The sequence below is a fragment of the Pseudomonas sp. HMSC067G02 genome (assembly GCF_001813485.1).
Classification (GTDB): Bacteria; Pseudomonadota; Gammaproteobacteria; order Pseudomonadales; family Pseudomonadaceae; genus Pseudomonas; species Pseudomonas aeruginosa.
Genome location: NZ_KV812673.1, coordinates 1 through 9,094, shown reverse-complemented (window position 1 = coordinate 9,094; position 9,094 = coordinate 1). Strand labels below are relative to the sequence as shown.

The 9,094-nt window shown below is 62.9% G+C and carries 12 protein-coding genes; 1 reads left to right on the top strand and 11 read right to left on the bottom strand.

What is annotated here, in order from left to right; genetic code table 11:
- Nucleotides 1-55: 55 nt before the first annotated feature.
- Nucleotides 56-274: a hypothetical protein gene (locus HMPREF2914_RS33160; protein ID WP_023098794.1), complete on the top strand. Its 219-nt coding sequence runs from the start codon at nucleotides 56-58 to the stop codon at nucleotides 272-274.
- Here HMPREF2914_RS33160 and HMPREF2914_RS14180 read toward each other — a convergent pair.
- Genes HMPREF2914_RS14180 through HMPREF2914_RS14130 form a run of 11 tightly spaced genes read right to left on the bottom strand, consistent with a single transcriptional unit; the run spans nucleotide 271 to nucleotide 8,942 of the window.
- On the bottom strand, nucleotides 271-930 hold the full coding sequence (locus HMPREF2914_RS14180; protein WP_011666760.1) for a DsbA family protein: 660 nt from the start codon (nucleotides 928-930) through the stop codon (nucleotides 271-273). The genes HMPREF2914_RS33160 and HMPREF2914_RS14180 overlap by 4 nt on opposite strands.
- Nucleotides 927-1,211 (bottom strand): hypothetical protein, encoded by a 285-nt coding sequence (locus tag HMPREF2914_RS14175; protein ID WP_003086159.1) that lies wholly within the window; start codon nucleotides 1,209-1,211, stop codon nucleotides 927-929. Before HMPREF2914_RS14175 ends, HMPREF2914_RS14180 begins: the two co-directional genes overlap by 4 nt.
- The gene (locus HMPREF2914_RS14170; RefSeq protein WP_003086160.1) at nucleotides 1,208-4,150 is read right to left on the bottom strand and encodes a conjugative transfer ATPase; all 2,943 of its coding nucleotides are present in this window, start codon (nucleotides 4,148-4,150) and stop codon (nucleotides 1,208-1,210) included. The genes HMPREF2914_RS14175 and HMPREF2914_RS14170 overlap by 4 nt, the downstream gene beginning before the upstream one ends.
- Nucleotides 4,150-4,593, bottom strand: a complete 444-nt coding sequence (locus HMPREF2914_RS14165; RefSeq protein WP_003086161.1) for a TIGR03751 family conjugal transfer lipoprotein — start codon at nucleotides 4,591-4,593, stop codon at nucleotides 4,150-4,152. Before HMPREF2914_RS14165 ends, HMPREF2914_RS14170 begins: the two co-directional genes overlap by 1 nt.
- Nucleotides 4,571-6,076 (bottom strand): TIGR03752 family integrating conjugative element protein, encoded by a 1,506-nt coding sequence (locus tag HMPREF2914_RS14160; RefSeq protein ID WP_003086162.1) that lies wholly within the window; start codon nucleotides 6,074-6,076, stop codon nucleotides 4,571-4,573. The genes HMPREF2914_RS14165 and HMPREF2914_RS14160 overlap by 23 nt, the downstream gene beginning before the upstream one ends.
- The gene (locus HMPREF2914_RS14155) at nucleotides 6,060-6,944 is read right to left on the bottom strand and encodes a TIGR03749 family integrating conjugative element protein (RefSeq protein WP_023098793.1); all 885 of its coding nucleotides are present in this window, start codon (nucleotides 6,942-6,944) and stop codon (nucleotides 6,060-6,062) included. Before HMPREF2914_RS14155 ends, HMPREF2914_RS14160 begins: the two co-directional genes overlap by 17 nt.
- Complete coding sequence (locus tag HMPREF2914_RS14150) at nucleotides 6,941-7,600, bottom strand: PFL_4703 family integrating conjugative element protein (protein WP_003086164.1); 660 nt, start codon at nucleotides 7,598-7,600, stop codon at nucleotides 6,941-6,943. The genes HMPREF2914_RS14155 and HMPREF2914_RS14150 overlap by 4 nt, the downstream gene beginning before the upstream one ends.
- Nucleotides 7,597-7,983, bottom strand: coding sequence for a TIGR03750 family conjugal transfer protein (locus tag HMPREF2914_RS14145; RefSeq protein ID WP_003086165.1), 387 nt, complete (start codon nucleotides 7,981-7,983; stop codon nucleotides 7,597-7,599). Before HMPREF2914_RS14145 ends, HMPREF2914_RS14150 begins: the two co-directional genes overlap by 4 nt.
- Before the next feature lie 10 nt (nucleotides 7,984-7,993).
- Entirely contained in the window at nucleotides 7,994-8,350 is a 357-nt protein-coding gene (locus tag HMPREF2914_RS14140) for a TIGR03745 family integrating conjugative element membrane protein (protein WP_023098792.1), read from the bottom strand.
- A 17-nt stretch (nucleotides 8,351-8,367) separates the two neighbouring features.
- The gene (locus HMPREF2914_RS14135) at nucleotides 8,368-8,607 is read right to left on the bottom strand and encodes a TIGR03758 family integrating conjugative element protein (RefSeq protein WP_003125330.1); all 240 of its coding nucleotides are present in this window, start codon (nucleotides 8,605-8,607) and stop codon (nucleotides 8,368-8,370) included.
- Nucleotides 8,604-8,942: an integrative conjugative element protein, RAQPRD family gene (locus HMPREF2914_RS14130; protein WP_023098791.1), complete on the bottom strand. Its 339-nt coding sequence runs from the start codon at nucleotides 8,940-8,942 to the stop codon at nucleotides 8,604-8,606. The genes HMPREF2914_RS14135 and HMPREF2914_RS14130 overlap by 4 nt, the downstream gene beginning before the upstream one ends.
- Nucleotides 8,943-9,094: the final 152 nt, after the last annotated feature.

Sequence of the window (9,094 nt, the reverse complement as noted above, 5' to 3'; positions counted from 1 at the left end):
AGGTGCCCCATCAACCATTAAATCCGTATACCCATATTAAGGAGTGGTCGAAGTCATGGAGCGCTTGCTCGAGAGCATTTACATCAATGCTCGGCCGGCAATGGAGTTGAGGCTTAGCCTCACCAGCTCCGGCCGCAAGAGAATGGTAAAGATTGTGGATGGGGGGGAGGTCGAGGTTCTGCCAGGTGAAGTGCAGTGCATCCTGGAGGCCCAAAAGAGGGATGTTGGAATCCTCGCCGATTTCTTAGCCAAGAGTCTCTTGGCGCGACGCTAGAGATCCTTGGCTAGCCAGTCTATCGCCGACAGCAAGGTGGTCTCGTCGGCCATGCCTTCAAGCTTCACGCTTCGTCCCGTCTGGTTGTCCCGGATGACGAGGGTAGGGGTTGCTGTAATGCCCTTCGACCGTGCAATGTCGATGTCCAACTTGATATCTGAGTCAATAAGTTCGTTGTCTTTCGCACATTTCTCCAGTCGAGCCTGGTCCAGTTCAGGAAAGTCCAATGTGCCGCCAGGCAGCCCGCCCCCGTTGCCGGCCGACTGAGCGAAGATCGCATCGATAGCGCTCCAGAAGGCTTTGGCGCCGCCTTGGATCCCCGCGCACTCCACCAGGCGAGCCTGGTGGCGGGCCGCCTCGCCATGCATCTGCAGGGGAAGATGGCGCCAAACCAGGTTCACGTCCGGATGGCTGTCAACCCAGCGCTTAAGCCGCGGGGTGTAGACCTTGCAGAAGGGGCACTCCAGGTCGGCGTATTCATTGATCGTCCAGCGCGCTTTCGCATCGCCGTAGAGGCTGTGGTTGGCTGGCAGGCCCTTCACCAGAAGCTCTACCCCTACGGCGGATGCAGCCAGCAAGACCAGCAGCAGCCCCGCCCAGGGCAGGGCGGGACCTTGAAATCGTTTCGCTGCCCAGCCGCCCTTCAAGAGTCTCACGCTTGCCTCCGCTGTAGGATCTCCGCGCGGTCCACGGCCTCGATGAGCGCCTGTTGGGCCGTATCAGGCTGTGGATGTTGTTGCAGCCATTCATCCAGGAGCTGCTTTATCTGCGGGACGATATCCCGGCGATCGACTGCCCTCAGTTGAATCTGCTGCAGCTCCTCTATCAGTACAGGAGCGCATATCCTGAGCGTCTGCAGGGCATCCTCTTCGGGGTTCTGCAGGATCTGGGTCAGGTTGTCGATCAGGTTCTGGGTCAGCGAATTCAGAGCTCTCATTCGTCCTGGCACTCCACTGCCGGTTGGTCTGGGAAAACAATGGGGAAGGGTGGCAGGCCGCGCACCTTGTCGAGATCCGCTGCGACCTGCAAGGCCGCCTCGAGCTCGTCGCAGCCGGTGGCTTGCATGATGTTGTAGCGCTGGTTCTTTTCTTCGTTTTCGGTCATGGCCAGGGCCAGGTAGAGACTCGGGGGAACCACACGGACGAGGTATTCCTTGCCCTTGGCCAGGAGCACGCCCTCGGTGAACTTGCCGCTTTCCTTGCGGGCCGAGAGCATCATCGACTTCTGCGCCGGCGACAGCTCGCGGAACCTGGAGATCTTCTCTACTTCGTCGGGGGGCATGTTCAGGCACAACCACCACTCGATCATGTTCAGCATCGGAGCCCCGGAGGCTGGGATGTCGTCGATGTTCTGGGTGGCGAGCCAGAACCAGGCGCCCAATTTCCGCCACATCTTGGTGATCTTCATGGCGTAGGGCAGCAGCAGCGGGTGCTTGGTGATGATGTGCCCCTCATCGGTGATCTTGACGATTGGCCGGCCCTTGAACTGGTCGCGCTCGGCGATGTTGTTCACGGTGTTCAGCAGCGAGATGTAGGCGATCCCGAGCTGGGCGGCGTAGCCTTCGCGCGCGTAGGTCGCGAAATCCACCACGGTAAGGTCGGCCTCAGGCCAGGGCGTGCCTTCGCGATTGAACATCTCGCCGTCGGCGCCCATGCAGAACATCTGCATGGCTTCCGCCATTTCGGCCAGCCGTGCGCGCCGTTCTGGCGCGGTGCCATCGCTCCTGGAGGCCTCGTAGAGCGCATCGCGCACGTCTTGGGTCAGTACCGTGCGGTTCGCGGCGGCGCAGGTCCTGGCCGCCGCCAGGATCGCCTGGCGGACGGCGCTGCGATCGGCACGGGTCAGGCGCGCATCTTCCTTCTCTTCGCCACCGGTAATCATCAGGCGGGCGACGATCTCCATCTCGCCCAGGATGTCTCGCTGGTCGTCCTCGAGGTCGGCCTTGCTGCCCTGGACCGAGTCCGAGGCCTCGATGTCTTCGGCGTCCAGGACCTTCACTTGGTCGGGGCTCTCGACCAGCTTGATGGCGTCCGCGAACGGCGCCAGGCTGACGCCGGAGCCCGGGGCGAGGCGCACCCGGTGGACAGAGAGGCCAAACCGCTTGGCGAAGTCGGCCAGCAGGCCGAAGCTGTTGCCCGCTTCCGCGATGAACATCCGCGGCAGGTACATGGCGAGCATCTGGCAGATGAGGTTGGTCAGGGACGCCGACTTGCCGGAGCCAGTTGGCCCGAAGATGAAGCCGTGGGCATTCATCTGCCGGTCCAGCTTGTTGAACGGGTCGAAGGTCAACGGCGCGCCGCCACGGTTGAACAGCGTGAAGCCAGGGTGTCCGGTACCGGTGGTGCGCCCCCAGATGGGCGACAGGTTGGCGATGTGCTGAGCGAACATCATCTGGGTGTACCACTCCAGGGCTCGCTTCTCGTTTGGATCGAAGTTTGAGGGGAGCCAGCGCAGGTAGCTGTTCAGCGGTCCGACTTCGTTCTGCGGTTCGACCGGCACCAGGCCGGCGCCGAGCAGTACGTTGCTCAGGGTGATGCAGCGTTCCTCCAACTGGGTATGGTCGCGGCCGCGCACGAACAGAGCGATCGCTCCGCGATAGAGCTTGTGCTCCCGGCCGATCAGGCGTCGAACGGTGGCCACGTCCTCGCGGGTGTGGATCGATGCCTGGGTGTCACCAACGGCCTTTTTCGAGAGCTGCTGTAGATGCCCTTCCAGCATGTCCTGCGGCGTCACGACCATGGTGATGCACAGCAGCGTGTCCTCGGGCATTCGATCGAACAGGGCGTTGAGGCCATCGCCTTTGAGCGTCTCGCCGGTGAAGTGGCCTGTCAGCGGCGCTTTGTTCAACTGGTCGACCACAATCACTCGGTGCGGCATGGCATCGAAGAGCCATACGCCCTGGGTGGCATCGGAAACAGGCTGCCGATAGAACAGGTTCTGGGAGAAGTCAGTGCCGTCGGCCAGTGGCAATTCATCCTGCAGGATCGGTTCGTCCGGACGGCATACCAGTTCGTAGAAGCGACGTAGGTCCGCCTCGGCCTGGCCGAGGTGATCCGGGTGCGGGTTGAACCAGCGGATCAACCAGTTCCTGATCTCCTGTCCGCCCATGCGCGAAGCGACGATGCCGGCGTTCGCCAGGCCGCCTTGGATACGCTCGCAGATGGATTTCAGGTACGCCGCCGGGTCCTGTCCGCGAATCTGCGCATCCTCCTTGCGGATCCGGCGGTAGACGACCATCCGCACGCGGCGCTGTTGTCCTCGCCAGGGCAGCTTGCTGACGGCGGTGTCGACGAACAGTCCGCCCGGCTTCGAAATGCCCTCCAGGTGATGCTTCATGAGCGCCAGGTACATCTCGCTGAAGGCCGATCCTCGCGCTCGAGGATGGACGTACTGCCTCAACTGCTCCTGGAAATTGTCCCAGCTGATCTCGTCCTGGGCGTAGAACTGGACGATCCAGGGCGAGGTTTCGTGCTCGTCGAAGGAGTTCTGCAGGGCATCTTTCAATGCGTCCCGGGCGTTCTGCATCCAATTGGGATCGCGGCCCTCGGTGCCCAAAGGTACCAGCTCGAAGAAGACGGCACGCGAACGCCCATCTTCCAGGAGCATCACCTGTTCGTCGGGCAGGTACTCGGCCCAGGGCAGCAGGTCGACGAACGATGGGTCGTGATCGTAGAGGCGTGAAGCTTGAGCCTGCGTGGCGCCATTCTTGCTCCCGGTGTTGGGCAGAGGAATACCCATGGCAGCCAGTCGCGCCAGATAGCGCTCAGTCGCTTCCTCCGCGGCCGCTACGTCCAGCGCTCCTGAATCTTCGGGAGTGACTGCCGGTACCGACTGAGGCTGTGTGCGACCGCGCAGAAGGGTTTGAAAAAGGCCCATCAGTAGTCCTCCGTGCGCTCGCCCGGCATGGCGTACTGGACTCGCTGGTAGAAGGGGAACACGGTGGTGTAGCCCGGGACCGGGGCGGGATCGCTGCCGGCCAGGTGCGGGAACACATACAAGACCAGGTCGGGATTGGGCAATCGTTTGAACTGGCTGTGGATCTCGTTGCTGGCCGTGCGGGTGTAGTCGGCCTGGTCATTCGCGGAGGCAGCCTGCTGCGGATCGATTGGGCGCCGCAGCGTTTGCCTGGCATCGAGGAGCAGCCGGCCACGGCTGTTGCCTATCGAGCTGGTCGCACCTCGCTCCCAGACGTCGAGCATGTTGGCCTCGCCGTGGGGCAGCATCTCCTCCTTGCTGGTGGAGCACGCTGCCAGAACCAGCGTGCAGGCCAGGCCGGCGCAAAGACGAAGAAGGAGGTTAGTCCAGGTCTGCTGTTGCATGAGCGGCTCCAGAGCTGTAATCGACCTTGCGGCCCTTGAGTTCGTAGTCGATCGCAAGTTGCTGATCGAGATGCACGGCGACGCGCGCGCCCGGTTGCACGTAGACGGCGGCGAAGGCCTCCCCGTACAACTTGTTCATCCACTGCCGGATGTCGCTGACGCCGCCGGAGAGGATGCTGTTGAGGGCCGAGTTGCTGTTGGTTCCGGTCGTCCCGAAGCTGGTGCCGTTGCCGCTGAAGACGGTACTGGTGTTGTTCTCGTCGGCGTCCAGGAGCTTGGCGATGCCGGCCCCGGCTGCCGTGAGTAGGCTCTGATTGCCCAGGTACTCCTTGGCATTGGATCGGCGATCACCGGCGATGCAGGGGATGCCGTAGGGGTCGCTGATCCAGCCGAGACCGCCCTGGATGGTTTTCTGGTCGGCGCTGGCGGTCTGGTTGTTGTTGCTCTGGTTGTCATTCACCTCCTCGGCCGGCGCCGGGAAGGTGCGCACGGTCCCGTCGTTGAACACGAACGTGAGGCTGCGGATCTGCCCACGCACGCAGGAGAGTGTCCAGTCGCCCGAGGCGGTCCCGCTGGCTACCGCGCCAGCCACGTCCGGCAGCTCGATGCCGTTGGCGGTGAGATTGTCCGGGCCGATGAGGATTTTGAACGGGTAAGGATCATTGACCGTCCCGTCGACCGGCACACGACCGATCAGCGCGGACATGGCCACCGATCCCATGAGCGTCGAGTTCTGCGGCAGCGTGTAGGTCTTGCGGACGAGCTTGCGGTTTTCCAGGTCGGATCGCTGTTGGCCGACGGGGTGCAGCCCGTCATCGATCCGCTCCAGCGCGTTCTGTCCGCGATCGACCGCATTGCCGAAGGAGGTCGGGAAGCTGAATCCGCTCGGTTGGGTGGTGGAGCCGGCGGCCAGCGGCTGGCCATTGGCATCGACCGCGCGGGCGTCCTGGGGCTCGATCCAGACGATATCCGATGAAGACGAGCCCGCTCCCTGAAAGTGCTGGCCATCCTCTGGTCGCACGCCGAACCCGACGGGCAGGTCGGTGTCACCGGCCTCGGGAATGTGGGTTAGGTTCTCGAGCCGTTTCTGTACCTGGTCCAGGATCGTCTGGCTACGGTTTTCCTGCTGTTGCTGCAGTTCCTGGGCGGTGTTGTTGAGCTTCTGCTCTATGTTCTGATCGATGTTGCGCAGGCGGCCCTGCAGGTTCTCATTGGCGGCTTTGAGCGAGTCATTCTCCTGGATCACCTTGCTGATCTGGTCCTTGAGCTGCCGGCTTTCCGCCACGATGGTGCGTAGTGTGTCGGCGGGCGTGTCGCCGTCGATGCCCAGGGTTGCCGCTTCTTCCGACGTTACCGTCGGGGTTGCGGCACCTTGTGACTGCGCGCTTTCCTTTTTGCCCATCATGCTCACGCCGATCAGGATGGCGCCAATCACGACGGGGATGACCAGCAATTTCAGGAGGGGATTACCGGTCAGCGCCACGACGGCCTCCTTTGGGATCGATCTGGCTGATGGAGGAGGGCAGGAGCGCGTCAGCAAGGCCGCGGCCGCGCGTCACCAGATACACGGTAGTGGTGTCGGAAGCGTCGCCCCGGGGGCCCAAGTACGGGTGCTGGAAGGTCGCGGCGACGAAATTGCCCATCAGGTCCCTGGGATCCAGGGCCAGGTGCTGGGCGCTGGCGTTCTGCAGCTTCACCGCCGTGATGTAGTAGTCGTCCAGCCGCCAGGCGCCCAAGGCGGTAGCCGTGATGGGTAGGCTGGGGAGCAGGGTGGTCAGGTCGAGCTGTCGCTTGACGCGCACCTGACCGACGCCATCCACCGGTTCCACCGTGCGAAGCGGGGCATAGAGCATCTGCGCCGCATAGCGCGTCAGAACCACGGGGACGGGCGTTTCGCGCGGCACGGCCTTCGGTGCTTCTGCCTGCTCGGTCTGTTTCGCTGCTGCCGATGGCTGGGCTTCCCGGGGCTGGCCATAGTGCGGAGCCACGGGCTCGCCGGCGACGATCCTGACCGGCTCGCGCGGCTGTTGGTCGGCCGCAGCCTCGGTGGCGGCGATATCGATGAGCATCTGCTCGCCATTGGTCGCGTCCTGCAGGCGCAGGCGCGCTGGAGGAATCGGCTCGTTGGCGAGCAGGTAGAGTGCGCCGCCGGTACTCTGGACGCGCAGCTTGCCCTGCAGATCCCGAGGAACGCCAACTCGCACGTTTCTGTCGACAAAGACAATGCGTTCCTGGCCGACCGTCAATGGAATGGCCAACGGAATGCGCTCCCAGCGCAGAATCTCCACCGCGTGGGCCAGTGTGGGTAGGGCAAGCATTAGCAAGAGCGAGCCTGTCGACTTCCGGATCATAGACCTCCCTCCCGCTTGGTGGGGGCGGCCGGCTCCTCAAGCTCGATACGTTGAGGCGTGTCGGAGTAGCAGTCCCACTGCAGGCCGAAGGGATTAGTCTCCGGGTCGACGTCGGCGCGGATAACGTGCAACGGGTAGCGGGCCAGCGCCCGCTTGATCTTCTCGCCGGCGTAATACTCCGTGCTGTCCATGTCCAGGTTGACGGTCCAGTCATTGATCGAGTGCTGGATCACGCGGCCATTGCTCTCGCCAATGCCTCGACCGGGGATTTCCGAGGTGGTGCGCTCGCGTCCCCTGAGCTCGCCGGCGTTACGACGAAACTCGAAGTCTTTCTCCAGGAAGACTTTGCAGGAGGGAGTGAGGTAGGCGGCGTAGCGGAACAGGTTTCCCTTGTAGTCCACCTCGCCGTCCTTGGGCCAACGTTGCACCTGCTGGAAGATGTAGAGACCGAATGCATAGACACTCTCTGGCGGAATGTCCCACCACAACCGGGTGCTTCCTGAGCGCAAGTCGGGCGGAATGTGGATCCAGAGGTCCTTGCGGGCTTCCCAGACGCAGTAGGCCAGCACAACGATGACCATGCACAGGAAGCCGGTGATGAACCGGAAGGTGTTGATGTGTGCCTGCTGTTGTGCAGTGTGTTTTCTGAAACTCATGGGGACTCCGTGCGTCGACTGGTCCAGGCGCCGGAGCGCGTCACCAGGTGACGATTGCCGAAGACGGGAAGGCGCAGCGAGAGGGCCAGCTCCACCTGGCGGTAGAACCAGGTGTCAGGCCGCCCCCGCTTCATCCGCCGCAGGACGCGGCTGCCGATACCCAGGCCGAGGGCGCCGACCAGCAGCGCGCCCAGTGGAATGCAGGCAGCGTTACCTGCGACCAAGGCAGCCGGGATGCCAAGAACGAACCCGGCTGCTCCGCTGGTGAAGACCGTGATCCACATTTCGTCTGCGGTCAGGCCGCCGATGACCACCGGTTGCCGGTTCAAACGGGTCGGTAGGAAGCTGAGGGTGCCATCCTGAAACAGATGTTCTTCGGGCATGGGAAGGCCCTTACATGATGGCGGTGGCTTTGGTGACGAGATAAATGATCAAGATCAGCAGGCCGACACCTACGGCCACGCCCGCTCCGAGATCCGACCACTTCTTCTTCCCGTCATGGATGGCGTGATAGGTGCCGTAGGTATGCCAAGCGACCCCCAGAAAGACAGCCGCGCAGATGAGCAGCGCGAGGAGCATCGCTCCGTCATAGCCGAAGTTCTGGATGGTTTGCATGATGCCCGATCCCTCCCCACGGCTAGGAGCCTCGGGTTTGGGGAGTGCAGCCAAAGCGACACCGGGGAGCGCCAAAGTGATGGCAGCCAGGCTCCGGTAGAGGGCGGACAGTTTCTGGATGGTGAATTTCAGCATGAGTGTCTCCGTATTGGTTAGCTGAGGAGGAAGAAAGAGGTGATGCCGAGGAGGACCAAGATCCGGATCGCGGAAGCGCCGGCGGTGGCGCTGTCGAGGTTGTTGGTGGCCCAGCCGCGCCAGGTGCTGTACATCGCCCAGGCGGACCACAGCAGAAGGAAGGTCATCGCTGCTCCAATGAACAGCCCCTCGCCGGCCGATGGGGGAAAGCCAGCGGCGGCCTGGAACGCTGATGTCTGGGCTCCGCTCATGCTCACGGCATCGGCCCTCCGCGCAGGGTGTAACTCCCAGATAGGTCGGAAGGGTCACGCGGTTGGGCGCGGCTGGGCGTCATGTAGTCCTGCAGGCCTTGGCGGATGCGCTGCAGGTCAGCGGCCAGGCGTGAGTAGTCGAAGTAGAAGCGCTGTCCGGGCTCATCGGCGCCCTGGGCACTGCGGCGGGCAGTGTCCTCGAGGGCGTTGAGCTGCCGGATCATCACCTCCAGGTTCGCCTGCTCGGAGGCGCTCGCTGCGAAAGCTCCCTGTGCGACCAGCGCACTGCAGGCCAAGACGGTCAGGCAGCTTCGGCGAAGGGATGGATGTGGAGTGTTCACGGCGAATCTCTTGCAGATCAGGGTGCGATCAGCTTGCCGATCGTCCTGATTCCATTCCGCAAGAAATACTCGACGCGGGTCCGGGGTATTTTTTTATGAGGTTGCGCGCTTGAAAAACAGGGTATCCGGAATTTCTGGTTGATAAAATGCCA

Coding starts and splice junctions, on each gene's coding strand:
- HMPREF2914_RS33160 (WP_023098794.1), top strand. CDS start 56: ATGGAGCGCTTGCTCGAGAGCATTTACATCAATGCTCGGCCGGCAATG.
- HMPREF2914_RS14175 (WP_003086159.1), bottom strand. CDS start 1,211: ATGAGAGCTCTGAATTCGCTGACCCAGAACCTGATCGACAACCTGACC.
- HMPREF2914_RS14170 (WP_003086160.1), bottom strand. CDS start 4,150: ATGGGCCTTTTTCAAACCCTTCTGCGCGGTCGCACACAGCCTCAGTCG.
- HMPREF2914_RS14165 (WP_003086161.1), bottom strand. CDS start 4,593: ATGCAACAGCAGACCTGGACTAACCTCCTTCTTCGTCTTTGCGCCGGC.
- HMPREF2914_RS14155 (WP_023098793.1), bottom strand. CDS start 6,944: ATGATCCGGAAGTCGACAGGCTCGCTCTTGCTAATGCTTGCCCTACCC.
- HMPREF2914_RS14150 (WP_003086164.1), bottom strand. CDS start 7,600: ATGAGTTTCAGAAAACACACTGCACAACAGCAGGCACACATCAACACC.
- HMPREF2914_RS14145 (WP_003086165.1), bottom strand. CDS start 7,983: ATGCCCGAAGAACATCTGTTTCAGGATGGCACCCTCAGCTTCCTACCG.
- HMPREF2914_RS14140 (WP_023098792.1), bottom strand. CDS start 8,350: ATGCTGAAATTCACCATCCAGAAACTGTCCGCCCTCTACCGGAGCCTG.